This window comes from Alphaproteobacteria bacterium, from assembly GCA_033762625.1.
Classification (GTDB): Bacteria; Pseudomonadota; Alphaproteobacteria; order UBA9219; family RGZA01; genus RGZA01.
Window position 1 is genome coordinate 34240 of the sequence record JANRLI010000021.1, and the last position, 19743, is coordinate 53982.

The 19743-nt window shown below is 48.4% G+C and carries 20 protein-coding genes and 1 tRNA gene; 12 read left to right on the forward strand and 9 right to left on the reverse strand.

The features are described from left to right. Positions 1–7: 7 nt before the first annotated feature. The 4 genes from SFW65_09465 to murA form a co-directional block, all read right to left on the reverse strand. The gene (locus SFW65_09465) at positions 8–295 is read right to left on the reverse strand and encodes a YciI family protein (protein ID MDX1923341.1); all 288 of its coding nucleotides are present in this window, start codon (positions 293–295) and stop codon (positions 8–10) included. Position 296: 1 nt separating this feature from the next. Continuing rightward, positions 297–515, reverse strand: a complete 219-nt coding sequence (infA, locus tag SFW65_09470; protein ID MDX1923342.1) for a translation initiation factor IF-1 — start codon at positions 513–515, stop codon at positions 297–299. A 77-nt stretch (positions 516–592) separates the two neighbouring features. Next, positions 593–1249 carry an ATP phosphoribosyltransferase gene (gene hisG / locus SFW65_09475; protein ID MDX1923343.1) on the reverse strand — a complete coding sequence of 219 codons (657 nt, stop codon included), beginning with the start codon at positions 1247–1249 and terminating at the stop codon, positions 593–595. A 149-nt stretch (positions 1250–1398) separates the two neighbouring features. After that, complete coding sequence (gene murA / locus SFW65_09480; GenBank protein ID MDX1923344.1) at positions 1399–2685, reverse strand: UDP-N-acetylglucosamine 1-carboxyvinyltransferase; 1287 nt, start codon at positions 2683–2685, stop codon at positions 1399–1401. Between the two features lie 274 nt (positions 2686–2959). Here murA and SFW65_09485 point away from each other — a divergent pair, with 274 nt between their 5' ends. The 3 genes from SFW65_09485 to SFW65_09495 all read left to right on the forward strand — a co-directional run bounded on the left by SFW65_09485 (position 2960) and on the right by SFW65_09495 (position 4975). Continuing rightward, entirely contained in the window at positions 2960–3334 is a 375-nt protein-coding gene (locus SFW65_09485) for a hypothetical protein (protein ID MDX1923345.1), read from the forward strand. Positions 3335–3492: 158 nt separating this feature from the next. Then, positions 3493–3903 carry a hypothetical protein gene (locus SFW65_09490; protein MDX1923346.1) on the forward strand — a complete coding sequence of 137 codons (411 nt, stop codon included), beginning with the start codon at positions 3493–3495 and terminating at the stop codon, positions 3901–3903. A gap of 79 nt (positions 3904–3982) precedes the next feature. Continuing rightward, on the forward strand, positions 3983–4975 hold the full coding sequence (locus tag SFW65_09495; protein ID MDX1923347.1) for a sodium-dependent bicarbonate transport family permease: 993 nt from the start codon (positions 3983–3985) through the stop codon (positions 4973–4975). A gap of 212 nt (positions 4976–5187) precedes the next feature. Here SFW65_09495 and dcd read toward each other — a convergent pair whose 3' ends face one another. Next, positions 5188–5742 carry a dCTP deaminase gene (dcd, locus tag SFW65_09500; GenBank protein ID MDX1923348.1) on the reverse strand — a complete coding sequence of 185 codons (555 nt, stop codon included), beginning with the start codon at positions 5740–5742 and terminating at the stop codon, positions 5188–5190. 138 nt (positions 5743–5880) lie between these two features. Here dcd and SFW65_09505 point away from each other — a divergent pair, with 138 nt between their 5' ends. Next, on the forward strand, positions 5881–6630 hold the full coding sequence (locus SFW65_09505; protein ID MDX1923349.1) for a M15 family metallopeptidase: 750 nt from the start codon (positions 5881–5883) through the stop codon (positions 6628–6630). A gap of 44 nt (positions 6631–6674) precedes the next feature. Here SFW65_09505 and SFW65_09510 read toward each other — a convergent pair. Next, positions 6675–6749: transfer RNA gene (locus tag SFW65_09510), tRNA-Thr, on the reverse strand. A gap of 150 nt (positions 6750–6899) precedes the next feature. On the opposite strand from SFW65_09510, the gene SFW65_09515 reads away from it, so the two are divergent. From SFW65_09515 to lexA, 4 genes are all read left to right on the forward strand, one after another. Then, positions 6900–7538 carry a helix-turn-helix transcriptional regulator gene (locus tag SFW65_09515; protein MDX1923350.1) on the forward strand — a complete coding sequence of 213 codons (639 nt, stop codon included), beginning with the start codon at positions 6900–6902 and terminating at the stop codon, positions 7536–7538. Between the two features lie 26 nt (positions 7539–7564). Next, entirely contained in the window at positions 7565–8791 is a 1227-nt protein-coding gene (locus tag SFW65_09520) for an aminotransferase class I/II-fold pyridoxal phosphate-dependent enzyme (GenBank protein ID MDX1923351.1), read from the forward strand. Positions 8792–8969: 178 nt separating this feature from the next. Further along, entirely contained in the window at positions 8970–9467 is a 498-nt protein-coding gene (infC, locus tag SFW65_09525) for a translation initiation factor IF-3 (GenBank protein MDX1923352.1), read from the forward strand. Between the two features lie 141 nt (positions 9468–9608). After that, entirely contained in the window at positions 9609–10316 is a 708-nt protein-coding gene (lexA, locus tag SFW65_09530; protein ID MDX1923353.1) for a transcriptional repressor LexA, read from the forward strand. Here the strand turns inward: lexA and SFW65_09535 are convergent. After that, the gene (locus tag SFW65_09535) at positions 10299–12401 is read right to left on the reverse strand and encodes a ComEC/Rec2 family competence protein (GenBank protein ID MDX1923354.1); all 2103 of its coding nucleotides are present in this window, start codon (positions 12399–12401) and stop codon (positions 10299–10301) included. The two genes, lexA and SFW65_09535, sit on opposite strands and share 18 nt — an antisense overlap. 55 nt (positions 12402–12456) lie before the next feature. Between SFW65_09535 and gltX the strand changes: the two genes are divergently transcribed. The 4 genes from gltX to SFW65_09555 all read left to right on the forward strand — a co-directional run bounded on the left by gltX (position 12457) and on the right by SFW65_09555 (position 16336). Further along, positions 12457–13875: a glutamate--tRNA ligase gene (gltX, locus tag SFW65_09540; GenBank protein MDX1923355.1), complete on the forward strand. Its 1419-nt coding sequence runs from the start codon at positions 12457–12459 to the stop codon at positions 13873–13875. 12 nt (positions 13876–13887) lie between these two features. After that, the gene (locus SFW65_09545; GenBank protein MDX1923356.1) at positions 13888–14841 is read left to right on the forward strand and encodes an SPFH domain-containing protein; all 954 of its coding nucleotides are present in this window, start codon (positions 13888–13890) and stop codon (positions 14839–14841) included. Continuing rightward, complete coding sequence (locus SFW65_09550; GenBank protein MDX1923357.1) at positions 14841–15293, forward strand: NfeD family protein; 453 nt, start codon at positions 14841–14843, stop codon at positions 15291–15293. The genes SFW65_09545 and SFW65_09550 overlap by 1 nt, the downstream gene beginning before the upstream one ends. A gap of 107 nt (positions 15294–15400) precedes the next feature. Continuing rightward, entirely contained in the window at positions 15401–16336 is a 936-nt protein-coding gene (locus tag SFW65_09555; protein MDX1923358.1) for a hypothetical protein, read from the forward strand. Positions 16337–16346: 10 nt separating this feature from the next. On the opposite strand, the gene SFW65_09560 is transcribed toward SFW65_09555, so the two are convergent. Beyond that, positions 16347–18980, reverse strand: a complete 2634-nt coding sequence (locus SFW65_09560) for a valine--tRNA ligase (GenBank protein ID MDX1923359.1) — start codon at positions 18978–18980, stop codon at positions 16347–16349. A 145-nt stretch (positions 18981–19125) separates the two neighbouring features. Then, positions 19126–19656: a DUF2497 domain-containing protein gene (locus SFW65_09565; protein MDX1923360.1), complete on the reverse strand. Its 531-nt coding sequence runs from the start codon at positions 19654–19656 to the stop codon at positions 19126–19128. Positions 19657–19743: the final 87 nt, after the last annotated feature.

Consider the following 19743-nt stretch of genomic DNA (forward strand, 5'->3'; position numbering starts at 1 on the left):
AAAGGGGTTAGCCTTTGGTCTTTTTAAACGCTGTTAGATTTATGCTTTGCCAAACTTTGGCGGTATAGAACGGGTCAGCTTTTTGATACGCCTCAACCGCCGCTTTGTTCGGGGCTTCGATCACAAACATGCTTCCAATCGGCGTTTCGCCATCGTCTTTGACCAATGGGCCAGACATCACGATGTTAATTCCGAAATCTGCCGTGCGTTCCAAATGCGCCTTGTGCGCTGGATAATTTTCCATGCGGCGCGGATGTCCATCAACAGCATCAATGCAATGGATAACGAAAAGCATATTACTTATGGCGGAAAGAAATACGACCCTTGGTCAGATCGTATGGGGTCATTTCAACGGTAACTTTATCCCCTGCCAAAACGCGGATACGGTTCTTGCGCATGCGGCCTGCAGTGTGTGCAATAATCTCATGGCCATTTTCCAACTTCACGCGGAACATCGCGTTGGGAAGCAGTTCGGTTACGGTGCCGCTGAATTCGATAACGTCTTCTTTTGCCATCTTGGATTGTGCGTACTTTATAAATGAGGAATGAAAGTTGCGGCAGATTGCAATGGTTATAGGGCGTGGTCAAGCCTTTATAAGCCTTCCACGGCTTCGCGAAACTTATCTATCCACTGTTTTAGCTGATTTCCCTGCGTCTTATAGGCGGCGCGGTTGACAATCAGGCGTGAAGAAACCTCCGCCATCACTTCGATTTCCGCAAGATTATTGGCCTTCAGGGTGCTGCCGCTTGCCACCAAATCAACCATGGTCGGTGCAAGTCCTAGCAACGGGGCGAGTTCCATCGCGCCGTTCAATTCAATGCATTCTGCTTGAATACCTTTTTCGGCAAAAAAGCTTTTGGTAAAATTGGGAAACTTCGTCGCAATTTTCATGTGCGATAATTTGCGTGTTTCAATCGGCGCGTCATCTTTGGGCTGGCACAGTGATAAGCGGCATTTACCGATTTTCAAATCAAGTGGTGCGTAAATTTCATTGTAATCAAATTCCATCAGCACATCATTGCCCGCCACACCAATTTGCGCTGCGCCAAATGCCACGAAGGTTGCAACATCAAACGAACGCACCCGGATAATGCTAAGCCCCGGCACATTGGTATCAAATTTCAATTTGCGGCTGGCACCATTTTCAAAATCCGGTTCCGGCGTAATACCTACCTTTTGAAGAACCGGTTTAAGTTCTTCAAGGATACGGCCCTTGGGCAATGCAATGATGATAGGTTGGTCATTCATATTAAAACTCAGTATTCATACGTTATCTGTAATTTCGCTGCGGCTAAAGATTTTTGTGTTTTTTTGAGAACCGGAACGCAAACGTACATCAAGTACGTGCGTACCGGAAGCGAAGAAAAAACGCAAAAAGCTAACGCCGCAGATAGAAATTAAGCGGCTGCTTTCAAGCGCTCAATATGTGCCCCGCATGCGGCAAGTTTTTGCTCCACATGGTCATATCCGCGGTCCAAATGGTACACGCGGCTAACAATCGTTTCGCCCTTTGCTGCCAATCCGGCCAGAACCAGACTAACCGAAGCGCGCAAATCCGTCGCCATCACTGGCGCGCCGTGTAATTCGGGCACACCGCGCACGGTTGCGGTCATTCCATTCACCGTAATGTTCGCGCCCATGCGGCACAATTCCGGCACATGCATGAAACGGTTTTCGAAAATCGTTTCATTGATGACCGATGCGCCGTCGGCAAGGCACATCAATGCCATCGCCTGCGCCTGCATATCGGTTGGAAAACCGGGATACGGTTCGGTGGTAACATCCACACTGCGAATAGTGTTTGATGAACGCGTCACGCGCAGACCATCTTCGGTTTTTGAAACCTCAACTCCCACTTGTTCCAAATACGCGATGACGGATTGAATATGCTCGGCGCGTGCGCCAATTAATTCCACATCACCATTGGTAATCGCGGCTGCAACGGCATAGGTTCCTACCACAATACGGTCAGCAACAATGACGTGGTCTGCGCCGTGTAATTTATCCTTACCCTGAATAACCAATGTGCCCGTGCCAATACCGCTAATATCTGCGCCCATTTTTACAAGACATTCGGCCAAATCGGTCACTTCCGGCTCACGTGCGGCATTCACCAACCTTGTTTCACCTTTGGCCAAACATGCCGCCATCAACAAATTTTCCGTGCCGGTCACTGTCACAACGGGAAAAAAGATTTCCGCGCCTTTCAAACCATTTGGCGCGTTTGCAACAATATACCCATCCTGCAAATCGATTTCCGCGCCAAGCTGTTGCAGCCCTTTAATGTGCAAATCCACCGGGCGGGTTCCAAGCGCACAGCCCCCCGGCAATGAAACCCGCGCCTTGCCGCATCGGGCAACCAACGGGCCAAGCACCAAAATGCTTGCGCGCATTTTGCGCACCAGTTCATACTCGGCTGTGTAGTTGGTTATCGATTTGGTCGAAAAATTTCCGGTAGTTGCGCTGGTCGCCATCGGGCCATGTTCAATATCGATGCCCACACCCATCTGCTGTAATAGCTTCGCCATCGTATCAATATCGGCGAGCTGCGGGAGGTTACGAAGTTTCAAGACCTCATCCGTCAAAATGCCAGCACACATCAATGGCAGAGCCGCATTTTTTGCGCCGCTTATTTCAATTTCACCTTCAAGGCGCGAACCGCCGCGGATTAAAATACGATCCATTCAATATCCAAAGAGTGCCTAATAATTAATCAAAACAGGACGATGACCATACCAACAAACCGAAGCGCAAAACAATTCAAAAAGAGGCATCAGTATGAAAACTGATGCTTTTGTGCATAACTCGGGATTAATGTGCGCGTTTGCGAGAAGAACCAGTTGTTTTTGCCACAAACATGCCTAGATTGTGTTCCACAAGAAAGCGCCCGAAGGCGGGTCCACCTTTCCACCTTCAGGATTTTTACTTATTCACTTACACCCTTACGGAGTTACCCATATGAAAAATATCGTTTTAGCTGCTGTATTAGCACTTATCGCAGTTCCAGCACTCGCAGTTGGCCCAGAAGCATTCAGCGTTGATGTAAGCCGTGGTTACGCAGTAACCGCACCATGCAGCGGTGCATCATGCGCACAACAAGAACAAGCACGCAGCAACTGGGCACCACGTGGCCAGCAAGCACAACAAGAAGCATCAGCTTCTGAAGAACCAGCAGCGAACCAAGCTTCAAACCGCCGCCCATCAGCAACCAAAGCTTCTGGCAAGTCACACCGTGCACGTCACGCTGGCCAAGGCACAGCACACTCACCTTCAGCTAAGACCCCAGCAGCTGGTGAAACCGCTCCAAACGCACAACCAGCAGCAAAGCACTAATTGCTGATTAGCGTTTAGCGTTGCTAAACACATTAAACCCCGAAGGGAAACCTTCGGGGTTTTTTATTGCAGGTTGCACAATACCGCAAATTAGTCGACAAATATGATTGTGATTATTCAACTCTGAATACTCCCAAACACTTATAAGGATATAAAATATGCGTAACCTTGCCCTCGCCGCCGCTGTATTGCTTCTATCCTCCTGTTCTTCAATTATTGAAGGAACTAGCCAAGAAATCACCGTAAATACAACGCCTGATAAGGCGCGTTGCGACTTAGTGCGTGAAGGTATCGTGATTGCCAGTATCGCTTCAACGCCCGCAGCAACCACCATTCAAAAAACTAAAAACGACATCACAATCAAATGCAACAAACCCGGTTATCAGGAAGCAACCTTCATCAACAAATCAGATGTGGACGGAGCAACCGTAGGTAACATTATTCTGGGTGGCGGCATTGGCTGGGCGATTGATTCAGCCTCCGGCGCAGACAATAAATACACCAGCCCCGTGAATATGACCCTTGTCCCCAGCGGCAAAGCACACAAAAAGCATTCAAAGAAAGAATAATTTTTAACCAAATCACCGAAGCCCCGAATGAGCAGTCATTCGGGGCATATTGAAAGCCACGACCTAAAGCAGGTGACCAATGGAACTGTTAAACATTTTTTCCCAGAATCTTATCACTCCTGCCATTCTGTTTTTTGTGCTTGGTATAATTGCGGGTTGCATCCGTTCCGATTTGGAAATCCCCAACAGCATTAGCCGATATTTATCCATCTACCTGATGATGGCGATTGGATTTAAAGGCGGCGTTGCAATCGCAAATACCACCCATCTCGATACGCAATTGGTGCTGCTTGTTGCCGCTGGCTTATGCGTTAGCTTCCTGCAACCCTTCATCGCATATTATATTCTCCGCGTTACCAGCAATCTCGATAAAGCCACCGCCGCAGCTACTGCTGCCCATTACGGTTCAATCAGCATGGTCACCTTTGCAACGGCATCGGCATTTTTAAAATCACAAGATGTAACCTATGCCGCTTATATCGTTGCCATCGTGGCATTAATGGAAGGACCAGCGATTTTATCGGGGCTGTTCATTGCGCACCGCACCGAACCACAAACCAACACCCATGTGGCCGAACAGAAAAGGCTTACCCGCGATATTTTTACCAATGGCGCAATTTTGTTGCTGATGGGCGCTTTCCTGATTGGCTGGATTACCGGCGAACGCGGCATGGAAAAGATGGATGCGTTCCTCATCAAACCCTTTGATGGTATTTTGGCGCTGTTCTTGTTGGATATGGGAATTCTTGTTGCCAAAAATATTAATCATCTAAAATCCTTCACATGGCCTTTGGCATTATTTGGCATCAACATGCCGCTTATTGGCTGCGCAATTGGTTTGGGGCTTTCAAAACTGATAGGGCTTGATGTAGGAACAGGTATGCTCTTCACGGTGCTATGCGCCAGCGCGTCATACATCGCCGTGCCCGCCGCCATGCGTCTTGCGCTGCCCGAAGCCAAGGCTGCCATTTACATCCCCATGAGCCTCGGCATCACATTCCCGTTTAATGTGGTAGTTGGCATACCGCTTTATTATGCGTTGGCAAAAGTATTCCTTAAAGCTGCGCAGTAAACAGATCGATATGAACAACTTACAAAAATTATAAAAATAAAATTGCAACTGGAAATTTGGAAGTCATGATTTTATTGCCACAAATGCGTATATAGAATTTTTGCTAAATCAGACTCTTCAACTTTGCCGTGTGTTTCACGTGAAACATTTTGCGTAACACCTTGTTACACAACCACATTTCCAAAAATTCCAAATTGGCTATATACGCGCCCCTAAATTCTTGGAAGCGTTACGCCCGTTTGCTTCATGTATTTGCCCGCGCGGTCAGCATATGAAATCTCACACGCTTCTGAACCCTGCAAGAAAAGGAACTGACAAATGCCTTCATTCGCATACACCTTCGCGGGCAATGGCGTGGTGTTGGAAATTTCCAGTGTCACATGGCCTTCCCATTCGGGTTCTAATGGCGTTACGTTCACAATCAACCCGCAGCGTGCATAGGTGGACTTGCCAAGGCAAATCACCAAAATGTCACGTGGCACGCGGAAATACTCAACCGTGCGGCACAACACAAATGAATTGGGCGGGATGATGCATTCTTTACCGCGTCGTTCAACAAAACTGGTGCTGCTGAAATTCTTTGGGTCAACAAGCGCGTTATCAACATTGGTAAAAATGCGGAATTCATCGGCCAGACGTGCATCATATCCATAAGATGAAAGCCCATATGAAATCATGCCTTCGCGTTTTTGCGCTTCGACAAACGGTACAATCATTTGTGATTTTTCCGCGTGTTCTCTAATCCAACTATCGGGCATCACTGGCATACTTCGTTTCCTTTTTTCTCTGTTTGACGCAGGCTAGCTTGTTCCTTACGCTTGCGCAGGTTTTCACGCAGCGCGTTGGATTCCCTTGCGACCCGTTCAGGTGAAGCTTTCGGTTGCGGCTGTTTAGGAGATGGTTTTGTGTCAGACATACTTGCGGAAATAGCCCAAATCCTTCCAATAATCAAACCAAAGGCGCAACCCTTCCACAACATTCCGATTAAGGATTGCGGAGAAAAGCTGGTTGCCCTTTCTGCGGTGGGCCAATTTGCCTACCAAACTCCCGCACCTTACGAGGCAGCTGGCGCGCCATATAACGGCATCAGTCCCTTTTCGCTTCGTTCGGGCGTTGCTGAAAAGCTTTGCATGGCGCAAGCCGAACTGCAACAGGCGAAACCCGGCTGGAGCATTAAGGTTTTCGATGCCTACCGCCCGGTTGCGGTGCAAGCCTATATGGTTGCCCACAGCTTTTATCATATTGCAAAGGAGATGGGCCTGAACCCGCTGGCGGTGAATGATGCTGAGCGAGATTCGGTACTGGCCAAGGTGTATCGTATCTGGTCACCGCCCAACCAAGATCCGCTTACCCCCCCACCCCACAGCACCGGCGCAGCAATCGACTGCACCCTGGTTGATGATCAGGGCCATGAAGTGGATATGGGTTCGCCCATTGATTTCAACGGCGATGAATCCAATCCTGATTATTTCAAAGATACAAATCCGTTGGCTCACCAACACCGCGCGCTATTACGCGATTGCATGCAGCACCAAGGCTTCATCATGCATTATGCCGAATGGTGGCATTTCTCATTTGGTGACCAATTATGGGTTTGGGCAAAACACAAATCCGGCGACACGACCGAACCGGCAGCGATATACGGCCGCGTTTAAACGTATCAGTCTTTTGGCAGGAAATATTTTCTGTGAGTGTGGAATGGTGCTGCTGAGAGTAATCGAAACTCCGACCCCGTCATTACCAATGACGTGCTCTACCACTGAGCTACAGCAGCGACTTTCCTTAAAGAGGGCATTGTTTGCCACAGAACAAGGACCAGTGCAAGTCATGTATTAACCTTATTTTTATGGCTATCTCCTTGTATTAAGCCAATGCAAGTATTGCGGTTATTGACGCGGGCGCCTCAAAAACATACTGATAGAGGATGATTGAACCCCGTCAAATCCGCGCTGCACGTGCCCTGCTGAACTGGTCGCAAGATGACCTTGCGAACGCATCAGGCATTGCGCGTAGCTCCATCAAAAATATCGAAAACGATATTACTACTGCGCGAAAAGACACAATTAACGACATTCAGGTTGCATTTGAAAATTGCGGTGTCGAATTCACACCCGGTTCCGGTGTACGCATGAAAAATGACATCGTGACCGTTCATGATGGTGAGGATGCATTTAAGAATCTTCTCGATACCTTGTACACCAGCGCGAAAGTTAGTCAGGACAACGAAATTCTGATTCTGGGGCTTGATGAAGAACTGACCGAAAAATTCGACAACGTCGAACTGATCAAAGACTACCTAAAGAAAATTGAAGCGGCTGGCATCAAGGAAAAAATCATCACCTATGAAGGCAGCAAGCACTTCATCAACAACTGGTCATCATACCGCAGTATTCCAAAAGAGCATTTCGCCAACATCCCCCTGCATATCAGCGGCGGTAAAATCAGTTTTTTATTTGGCAATATAAACCGCAAAGTTATTGTTATTGATAATGAACAATTAGCCATCATGCTTAGAAAACTATTCTATTATATTTGGGAAAAGGCCTCCGTTATTAAAAAATAATTATTTAGATTGATATGTTAGTTGATATGACCGACGAACCACACAACATGACCACTTTAATGATGGAGGCCCGCAATTCAGGGGGCATAAATCTCGCCGATGGGCGCACTTCATCGCACCTGACATCTGGCCAGAATGCGATTATCAAAGACTTGCCGTTGTTATTCGACCGCGCAAACACCATGAGCCAGGCAGAAGTTGAGCGCGGCTTTGTCGATACATTTTTTGCAGCAGCCAAACAGACCTGCGCGCGTGGTTATTCGTATTTCTTCCTCACACAATCCGCTTCGCTCTCGACTGACTTTGCGGCCAAACTTCTGGCATCACGCAACGCATCCGTGATCATGGTTGAACCGTTCCTTGATTACATGCGCGATATTCTTGACCGCAACCGCGTGCGTTTTGAAGCGTGCGATGAAGAATTGATGTTTGGTCCGAATTCCGGCGAATTTATTCGACAATCATCAGCAAGAGCTGTTTTTCTGTGTTCGCCAAATAATCCAACTGGCGCACAAATTTCTGCCGAGAACTTAAGACAGATTGCCGAGGCATGCAAAGCGACTGGCAAGCTTTTGATGATGGATACCACATTCCGTTTGTTTGACCGCGCACCTTATGACCAGTACAAAATCCTTCTGGATTCAGGCGTTAGTTTCATGACCGTAGAAGATACCGGCAAGGCATTCCCGACACAGGAAATGAAAGTCAGCATACTGGCATGCAGTGCGGATTTGTATAAAGACTTGCGCAACATCTATTCCGAAATTTTACTCCGCGCATCACCGGTTCATATATTATTGATGCAGCGTTTTATTGAAGATGCACGCATGAAAGGATTTAGAAAAACAATCTGGAAGGATGTAGGCCGCAACCGGTTCAATCTACGCCGCGTCATCAACGGCACTTGTTTTGAGCCGGTTAATCCGGCTTCTACCATCAGTCTTGAATGGCTTAAAATTACCGACCCGAATATCAGCGCTGAACAAATCACACGTGATTTGAAGGAACGGGGCCTGCATGTGCTGTCGGGCCGCAAGTTCCATTGGAGTGGGCGCCGAAATGGCGACCGTTATTTCCGGATTTCGCTGGGCAGACAAAAGGGTGTTTTTGGCGCCGGATTGAGGATTTTAGAAGAATATATTGGCGAAAAAGGCCTGCGCCGTGCGCAACTTTTACCGCAGCCGCCATCGCAGCTTGATGCGCACCATATGGCTATTGGCGCCATGATTGGAACGCCTAAGGAAGGGCCCTAAAGGAATAAGGGGTGGGCCATAATGCCCCCTTCCCTTTTCCAATAAAAACGCTAGTCTCTCCCGTTACCACAATGGTCAACAGCTATAAGGAGACGTTTCCATCGCTAAATTAGATACCCGCCCCCAACGAGGCAACCAAGACAATGCGCAACAACAACAGCCCAAAGATGGCCCGCGCATCAACCGCGACATTACCGCGAAAGAAATACGTCTCATTAATGCTGATGGAGAAATGCAAGGTGTTGTGACCGTGCGCGCCGCACTGGAAGCTGCGGAAGCGGCTGGGCTTGACCTTGTGGAAATTTCGCCAAATTCCGAACCGCCAGTTTGTAAAATTCTGGATTACGGCAAATACAAATACGAAATGCACAAGAAGGCTGTTGAAGCCAAGAAGAAACAAAAAGTTGTCGAGCTGAAAGAAATCAAACTTCGCCCCACCATCGACGACAACGATTTCAATGTGAAGATGCGCGCGGCCAAAGCATTTCTGGAGGATGGCGATAAGGTGAAAATCACCCTGCGCTTCCGTGGCCGTGAAATGTCGCACCAAGAGCTTGGCTATCAACTTATCAACCGCGTAAAGGAAACCTTGGCTGATTTATCGAAGGTTGAATACGACGCGAAGTTTGAAGGCAAGCAAATCGTCATGATTTTGGCTTCGGTTGTTGTGAAATAGGGTTTTTGTTTAAAAATGCCCGCTTGCGCGGGCAGCCTTAATTCGCCAAAAATACCTCTTGACTTTATCCACAGAACTAAACTAGAACAAAAGAAGTATTCATCTTTTGTTCTGTCTTCTGTCATAAGCCATGAGGTTCCCATGCTAACGCGAAAACAACAAGAATTGCTGCTTTTTATCCATGATCGCCTGGGCAAGGATGGTATTTCCCCTTCGTTTGACGAAATGAAAGATGCCCTGCGTTTAAAGTCAAAATCGGGCATTCACCGCCTGATTTCCGGCCTTGAAGAACGTGGATTTATCCGCCGTTTGGCGCACCGTGCCAGAGCTTTGGAAGTTATCAAGCTCCCCGAAACCGCCAGCCAAAAATTATCACAGGCCGTTCAAAAAACATCTGCCGCCGTTAAAGAAACGGGTGCGCGTTTGGGCGCTGCTGTGACGCGTGTTGCCGAACAGGTTTCCGATGCGGTAACGCAGCTTCCCCTCCTTGGCCGTATTGCGGCAGGTACGGGTATTGAAGCGCTTCGCGATACATCACGCTTTATGGATGTGCCAACTGCATTGTTGGGACGCGGCGAGCATTATGTTTTGGAAGTTTCCGGTGACTCAATGGTGGAAGCCGGCATTCACGATGGCGATACCGTGATTATCCAGCAATGTGAAATGGTGGATAACGGTACGATTGCCGTTGCACTGATTGATGAACAGGAAGTCACACTTAAAAGCCTTTATAAAAAAGGCAATGTAGTTGACCTTGTTCCTGCCAACCACAATTACAAAACCATGACCTATCCTGCGCAGCGTATTCGCGTGCAGGGCAAGCTGGTTGGGTTATTGCGCCGCTACTAAGGCGGAACTCCACGGCCTAGCTTCATTCAAATCAATATGCTCGATGCGTATGCCGCTATTGCTGATAAACAGCGTGTAAGCGCCGCGTTGTTCTGCCATTTGCGGAACAATCGTTCTATCGGGGCATGGCGTTGCGCTTGACGGGGCGATAATTAAATCAACCTTGCCACATAAATCCGGCACGTCATCACGGTTCATTGGAAATGCAATCGATTTGCTTTCTTTTGTAAAAATACAGGTAGTGCCCGTGCATTTAATTGGCTCTTCGCCGCCACGGTCCATCATATCAAACCAGTTGACCATCTGCGTAAAGTCGCCCGGACGCTTGCCATTACGTTGCAGCCATGTTTGCACAGTAAAATCTTCAAGGCTTTTGCTGCGCACAGCCAAACGGTTTTGTTCAAGACGCACGGCAACACTTATTCCATCATCCGCTACGAAAACATCGGGGCGCGGCGTTATAAGAAAGGCCAGCGACCCCAAAGCGAATGGAATAATTCCCAAAAATCGCCAGCGCTTGCGCCACAGGCACACCCACAGCCCGCCAAGGGTGACCAGCAGCAGCGCAGCCATCGGCATGGCGGGATGATAGGTAGCAGCGCCCGGCCAATTTGATACAAACTCTGCGCTATCAATCATCCATTTAATACCGGTATTCATAATCACAATCGGCCAATGCTGCAAGCCAAACGGCATCGCCAAAACCGTGATGACAGCCATCGGCATGATGATAAAAGTGCTAAGCGGAACGGCAATAAGGTTGGTAATCACGCCATACCAGTTTATCTGCTGAAAATAATATAAAATGAACGGCAGCGTCGCGATGGTGGCAATAACAGATGTCGCGATAGAGGCCAAAAACCATAAACGCAATTTTCCAATCCAGCCTTCATTACGAAAATGCCGTAGCCATACTATTTCGTTTTTTTCAAACGCAGCTATCAAGGCCATTACTGCCCCAAATGATAATTGGAAGCTGGGATCAAAGAGCGATGTAGGCGATAACAGCAAGCTGACCAGCGCGGCAAAGGCAACGAGGCGCATGGATAAAGCGCGTCTATCCACCATTACCGCAATCAAGATCAAGCTACTCATTAATAGCGAGCGCACCGCCGGAATGGGCGCAGCACACATGAAGGTATAGAACATCGCAGCAAGCAATGCAAAAAAGGCAGCAATTTTTTTGATAGGAAGCTGCAAGGTGACCCACGGGAATAGTGCCATTAGCGCGCGCAAAGTAAAGAACACAATGCCCGCTACCAAAGTAATATGCAGCCCTGATACTGATAAAATATGCGATATGCCAGATACGCGCATGGCTTGCATCGTGCTCTTATCAATCGTGGATTGGTCGCCGCTGATCAACGCGGAGGCAACAGCCATATTTCTGTCTTTGCCTTCTGCGACCAGCTTTTCATTGATGCTGACACGCACACGCTCGAAAAAAAGGGCGATGCGTTGCATTAAATCAGGAGGCTGGCCGATGGCTTTGCGCCATGGGGCAAGAGTATAGCCCGTTGCGCCAAATCCTTGGAAAAAAGCAAAGCGACGAAAATCGAATGCACCCGGTTCAGCTGGACGCGACAATGGAAAAAGTGATGCGCGAAGCACGACCCAATCCCCCGGGCGGGGAATGTCACTTTGCGTTTTGACTTTCACGCGAATTTTGCGCGGTGTATCTTTTTGCAAAATACCTTCAATCTGCACATCTTCCAGCCATAACCGATACCCATCCGGCAGATGGTTGATGACCATGACGCGGCCTGTTACTTCCGCGCGTTCGATTGGCGCACTCAGCATCGGCTGGGTTATCATCAGCGTTTCAATCTTTGCCGCCAGATGCCCGCTGGTGAATGCCAGCAACGCAAGCAATGCTGGCAGCGCGCTATGTTGCCGAAAGACCGCAACCAACAGGGCAGATATACCCGTTGCAGTAAGGCACAGCCATAACGCCGGTTCAAAGCCCCAACTGAAATAAAGCCCAATACCACAGGCCATAAACACCGGTAGCCACAGGAACCAGCGTTCACGCTCCTGAATAAAAGCATCAATAAAAGGCTTTATGATGGATAGCTTGGAAAACATGGGGTTATCGATTATGGTTTAGCTCCTTACGATTCATATTTAAAGCCCTTCCTGAATGAACGCTGCCCGCAAAGTTGTAACCCGTTTTCCACCCTCCCCCACTGGCTTTCTGCACATTGGTGGCGCACGCACGGCATTATTCAATTACCTATACGCGCGGCATCATGGCGGCACATTTTTGCTGCGTATTGAGGATACCGACCGCGAGCGCTCTACCCAGCCTGCAATCGATGCGATTATCGACGGCATGAAATGGCTGGAACTGAATTGGGATAATAACGATAAGATTTATCTGCAATCGGAACACATGCCGCGCCATGCCGCAGTTGCCAACGAAATGCTTGCAAAGGGCCATGCCTATAAATGTTTTTGCACGCAGCAAGAACTGGAAGAAATGCGCAACCATCAAAAGGCCAATGGCTTGCCCATGCGTTACGATGGCCGCTGGCGCGATAAAGACCCCAAAGACGCACCCGCAGGCGCGCCATTTGTGGTACGGCTAAAGGCGCCGACCACGGGTGAAACCACGATAAAAGACCATGTCCGCGGTGAAGTTACCGTGCAAAACAGCCAGTTAGATGACATGGTGCTGCTGCGCAGCGATGGCACGCCAACCTATATGTTATCGGTGGTGGTTGATGATCATGATATGGGCGTAAATACCGTCATTCGCGGCGATGACCATTTCACCAATACCTTCCGGCAGGTACAGATTTTAAAAGCCATGAATTGGGATATTCCGGAATATGCACATATTCCACTTATTCATGGCAGCGACGGACAAAAAATGTCAAAGCGCCACGGCGCACTGGGCGTTGATGAATACCGCAAGATGGGTTATTTACCGCAGGCAGTACGTAATTATTTATTACGCCTTGGATGGTCACATGGCGATGATGAGATTATCTCCGATAAGCAAGCGATTGAATGGTTTAACCTTGAACACATTGTTTCATCACCTGCCAAATTTGACTATGTGAAACTGGACAGCGTGAATGCGCATTATATGCGTGAAATGGATGACGATAAACTGGCGCAAACGGTTGTCGCGCGCCTAACAGAAACTACAGGTCATACGCCAAGCGCCGAACAAATCAGTATCCTGGCCAAGGGCATGGCAGGTTTAAAACAACGCGCCAAGACATTGAAAGACTTAACGGAAAGCGCAGCGTTCTATATAACACCGCGCCCGCTGGCCATGAATGATGGCGCAAAAAAGATTTTATCACTAGAAGCCAAAACCATGCTGGCTGCGTTGCGCACAGTTATTGAAGCACAGGCTGATTTCTCAGCGCATGCTATTGAAACAGCCATTAAAGAATATGCTGTTGCACAGGGTAAAAAACTTGGTGATTACGCACAACCACTTCGTGCGGCTCTCAGCGGTTCGAATGTGTCACCTCCCATTTTTGAAGTTGCAAGCATTTTGGGTAAACCCGAAACGCTTGGTCGTATTGATGATGTCTTAAAATAAAAGGAGAGAACGATGCCTGTAGAAGCTTATGTAATTGCGATTGTGGTATTGGCGGTTGTGTTTATCCGCAGCGGAATTGTTGTGATTTCCCAAGGAATGGAATACACGTTGGAAAGCTTTGGGCGTTATACACGCACGATGGAACCCGGCTTGCACTTCATTGTGCCCCTGATTGAGCGCGTTGGCGCAAAAATCAACATGATGGAACAGGTGATGGATATTCCATCCCAGCAAATCATTACCAAAGATAACGCGATGGTAACGGCAGACGGCGTTGTGTTTTACCAGGTTCTGGATGCCGCAAAGTCAGCCTACGAAGTCAGCAATCTCCGTGTTGCGATTTTAAATTTGGTGATGACCAATTTGCGTACCGTGATGGGTTCGATGGATCTGGATGAACTGCTTTCACAGCGCAACAAAATCAATGCAGAGCTAATGCACGTGGTGGATGAAGCAACGGGCCCATGGGGCTTGAAATTAACCCGTATTGAAATTCGCGATATCCAGCCGCCGCGCGATTTGGTGGATAGCATGGCGCGCCAGATGAAGGCAGAACGTGAACGCCGTGCGCAAATTCTGGAAGCCGAAGGTTACAAGCAAGCTGCTATTTTGAAGGCAGAAGGCCAAAAACAGGCTGAAGTTCTGAGCGCCGAAGCCCGCAAGCAAGCCGCATTTTTAGATGCCGAAGCGCGCGAACGCTCCGGCGAGGCGGAAGCCAAGGCAACCCAGATGGTTTCCGACGCCATTGCCAAAGGACATGTTGGCGCATTGAATTACTTCGTTGCGCAAAAGTATGTTGAAGCATTCAAGCACATGGCGGACAGCCCAAACCAGAAAATGGTGTTCATGCCGATGGAGATGAGCGGCCTTATCAGTTCGATTGGCGGCGTTGCCGAACTGGCAAAGGATGCGTTAAAGCAAGGCAAGATGCCGGATGTAGCAGCTGGACCATGGAATAAGCAGTAATGGAACAAACAATAACGGAGATGCACATGCTGTATTGGCACTGGATTACCATTGGGTTTAGCTTGATGGCCATTGAAATGCTCGTCCCCAGCTTTTTCTTTTTATGGCTGGGCGCTGCTGCCATTCTAGTCGGGGCGATTATGTTCGTCGTTCCCGATTTATGGTGGAGTTATCAATGGACGCTGTTCGCCGTTATCGGCATTGGCAGCTTTTTTATTTCACGCGCTGTGATCAAAAACAAGCCGGCATCCGCTGCGAATTTGCTGAATAAACGCGGAAAAATGCTGATTGGTAATGTGGTAACCATCGAAACAGCCATTGTGAATGGTAAGGGCAAAGCAAAAGTCGGTGACAGCGTATGGTCAGTCACCGGGCCGGATATGCCTGTTGGCGTAAGCGCCAAAGTGATTGGTGCAAATGGCACTGAATTAAAAGTCGAGAAAGCATCCTAATGCACCGTCATGCCCGCGGAGGCGGGCATCCACGAATTTATTTACGAGAGTTTTCAAATATGAACTTTGGTGTTTTTTTTATACATATAAAAAAAGTAATCTCGTGGATGCCCGCCTCCGCGGGCATGACAATTTTATTTTTTATTATAGGTCTATTATATTCACCGTATAGCTATGCACAAGAAAGCGAAAGCAAGCGTTATAATTTTGGCGTTCGCCCACACCCACTTATAAGCGAAGCTGAAGAAAAATCTGACGAAACAGTAAAAAAAGAAAAGGAAGACGCGGAGAGTAAGGTCGAAGATAAAAAAGACGACGAAAAGAAGGAAGCTGCGGAAACAGTGCCCCCTGCCCCCGTTGCTGAAGCACCTAAAGAAGCCCCTGCATTAGTTGATGGTGTTTATAGCCCCAAAGGCAAAGCGGCCGATGCCCCCAAAACCAACCCTAAGCATAATCATGAAAAAAGCAAAAAGGCCGAAGAATTAGTACGTTTTTTCATGGGTTCATGCCTTAAATTTTATGGTCGCAACAAGGAAATGATTGCCTATATGGACGCAAATTTTCCGCGCCTTGATACTGACCGTAAGGCTGATTTTGCGCCGGTGATTGGCGGAAATATAAATACGCAATATTGGGATATTGCACGCGGTGATGTGTTTTACATGCTCGCCAAGGATACCAGCAGCGGGAAATGCGACATTATTGCCAAGGATGGCGCTTCGCATTTTGTGCATAAGGAATTAAAAGCTGTAATGGATGGATTAACCATTACCAAAATCCTGATGACTAAAACAGAATATGAAAAGGTTGCGTCACAAAACAAGGAAGTTTCGATGGTGAGTATTCTTGGCCATCCCTTAGAAAAGGAATTAGCGATTGTTGCAACAACCAAGATTAAAGACATCGGCGATAATCTGGATGCGCAGATAACGCTGTTCACCGTGCCGCAGGAAACTGTGGATGTGATTGATGTAACACCCAAGGAAGCAGCGCCAACAGCGACAGAACCTGCCGCAGCTGGCGGTGGGTTTTCAAAAGATTAGTTATTGAGGATTAGCCTGCTAAACGTGCTTTTGCGGCATCTAAATTAGCAAGCGTAATACGCGCCTGTTCCAGACGCTCGCGGTGATCTGCAACCACATCTTGCGGGGCGAAATCTGCAAATTGCGGGTTACCCAGTTTTTGCTCCAGACGTGTTGCTTCTTCAAAAATTTTCTTATGCTCTTTTTCAATGCGTGCGCGTTCGGCATCCAAATCAATCACGCCAGCAAGCGGCATTACGAATGTGGTATTGCCCAATACGGCCTGTGCGGCATCCTTTGGAATGGTGCCGTCATAGGTAAGACCCGCCACACGCGCCATTTTGAAAATGAAATCCTTATACGCGGTTAGGCGGTGCTTCACGGTTTCATCCGCACCCTGAACAATTAGCTGAATATTGGTTGCTGCAGGTACATTAAGTTCCGCACGAACGGAGCGGATAATGCCGATGGCATCAATAACCCAGCGTACTTCCGCCAGCGCATCGACGCTACCCCAGTTGCCTTCTGCCACTGGCCATTCCTGAAGCATCAGCATTTCATTAGGCTTGTTATTGAATGCCTGCCAGATTTCCTCGGTGATATAGGGCATAATAGGCTGCAATAGGTGCAAAATGGTATTTAAAACCCATGCTGCGGTTGCGCGGGTTTCAGCCTTTGCTGCTTCATCTGAGCCCATAAATACAGGCTTTGCAAATTCCAGATACCAGTCGCAATAAATATTCCATGCAAACTGATATAGCGCCGTTGCCGTATCATCATAACGGTAAATATTCAGCGCCGCAGTTGTCTTGCGGATGGCTTCTGCTGTTTCACCAATAACCCATTTATTCAGCGTCAGCGTGACCAATGCTGGATTAAAATTCGCATCCAGCTTGCATTCATTCATTTCGCAGAACCGTGCAGCGTTCCACAATTTGGTTGCAAAGTTGCGTCCGCTTTCAATACGTCCGGTCGCCAGTTTAATATCACGCCCCGGCGTTGAAAGATTGGTAAGGGTAAAGCGCAACGCATCGGTGCCGTATTTATCAATCATATCCAAGGGGTCGATGACATTGCCCTTAGTCTTGGACATTTTCTGCCCTTTTTCATCGCGCACCAGCGCGTGAATGTAAATTTTGCGGAACGGCACATCCTTCATGAAATGCATGCCCATCATCATCATGCGCGCAACCCAGAAGAAGATAATATCAAAGCCCGTAACCAGCACATCACCCGGATAATATCGGTTTAGTTCGGGTGTTTGTTGTGGCCAACCAAGCGTTGAAAAAGGCCAGAGCGCGGATGAAAACCATGTATCGAGGACATCTTCATCGCGTGTGAGCTTTACACCTGCGCCAGCCTGCCTTTGTGCATCTTCCTCGGTTTCGGCGACATAATATTTGCCGCTTTCATCATACCATGCAGGGATTTGATGACCCCACCAGAGCTGACGTGAGATGCACCATGGCTGGATATTACGCATCCATTCGAAATAGGTATTTTCCCATTGCTTTGGCACAAATTCGGTCTTGCCTGTTTCAACCGCTTCGAGCGCTGGCTTGGCAAGCGTCGCAGCATCGCAATACCATTGCTCGGTAAGGAAAGGTTCGATGACCACGCCGGAGCGATCGCCATGCGGTACTTTGTGCAGATGGGGTTCGATTTTTTCAAGCAAGCCCAACGCTTCCAGATCCGCGACAACTTTTTTGCGCGCTTCAAACCGTTCAAGGCCGCGATAAGCTTCTGGCACTTCGTTATTGAGGAAGCCGCGACGATCCATAATATTTATCATGGGCAAATTGTGCCGCTTGCCTACCTCGAAGTCGTTGAAGTCATGGGCAGGTGTAATCTTCACCGCGCCGCTGCCCGTTTCAGGATCAGCGTAATCATCCCCCACGATGGGGATTAAGCGGCCAACCAGCGGCAATTTTACGAACGTGCCGATGAGCTTTTTATAACGGTCATCATTCGGGTTTACGGCAACCGCGCTATCGCCCAGCATGGTTTCAGGGCGCGTGGTTGCAACCACAATAAATGTATCTGTGCCATCAACCGGATATTTGAAGTGCCACAGATTGCCTTTGATTTCGCGTGGCTCAACTTCCAAATCGGAAATGGCAGTTTGCAGTTTGGGATCCCAATTCACCAAACGGTTATCTTTATAAATCAGGCCCTGCTTATACAGTTCAACGAACACCTTGTTCACCGCCTTGTTCAGGCCTTCATCCATCGTGAAGCGTTCGCGTGCCCAATCGGGTGATGCGCCAAGACGGCGAAGCTGGCGCGTAATCGTGCTGCCGCTTTCTTCCTTCCATTTCCAGACGCGCTTTAAAAATTCTTCACGGCCCAAATCGGTTCTGCGCTTTTTTTCTTCCGCACCGATTTTCTTTTCAACCAGCATTTGCGTTGCAATACCTGCGTGGTCGGTGCCAGGCTGCCACAGCGTATCCTTTCCAATCATGCGCTGATAACGCACCAATACGTCTTGCAACGTGAAGGTCAGCGCATGGCCCATATGCAGGCTGCCCGTCACATTGGGCGGCGGCATCATGATGGTATAGGGCGATTTATTACTGGTTGGCGCGCAAGCAAACGAGCCCGATTTTTCCCAACGGGCATAATGTTTTGCTTCAACGTCTGCGGCGATATAAGTCTTTTCCATCATATACTCTGTCATGCCCGCGAAGGCGGGCATCCACGAATTTTCTTACTGTTAGTGACTGTTTTTATAGGTATTTAATGGCCAAGAAAATACTAAAAAGATTAAATAAAGCCGTAGATGCCCGCCTTCGCGGGCATGACAGCAATAGTTAATTCAAATCGCGGGTGATTTTCTGGATTTCTTTCTGCACCACGCGCTCGACAATCGCGGGCAGATTGTTATCAAGCCAATCTTTTAGGATTGGACGCAACAAATCAGCAACCATGTTTTCAAGCGTTTTATGGCCTGAACCGATGGGCTGGGTGTTGATGTTAACCGTACCGCCGACAAGGCGTGATAACCCCGAGAGCGCATTTACAGATGCCTGCGCGGCGGTTTCAGAAATCAGACGACTGCGGTCAACCTGAACAGGTTCAGGAGGTGGCGCATAAACGGGTGCCGGTGCCGGCTCTGGTTCCGGTTCGGGTTGCGGCGCAAGATTTTCAACGCTGCCATCATCTTTAACTTCTTCAATGAGCTCGAGAACCGGCGCTTCTTCCATTTCCACAACCGGCGGCGGTTCTGCATTTGGATCTGCCGGGGTTGGTTCAACCGTTGCCCCGTCTTCGGAAATAATCCGGCGGATTGAGGCGAGGATTTCCTCCATTGATGGTTCTTGGTTTGGTGGGTTCTCTGCCATAGATGTCCGGGTCCGGGAAGAATCAAAAGATAGTCGATAAGAACATTAATCTAATGGCGGAAAGGGTTCAAAGAAAAGGATTTTATC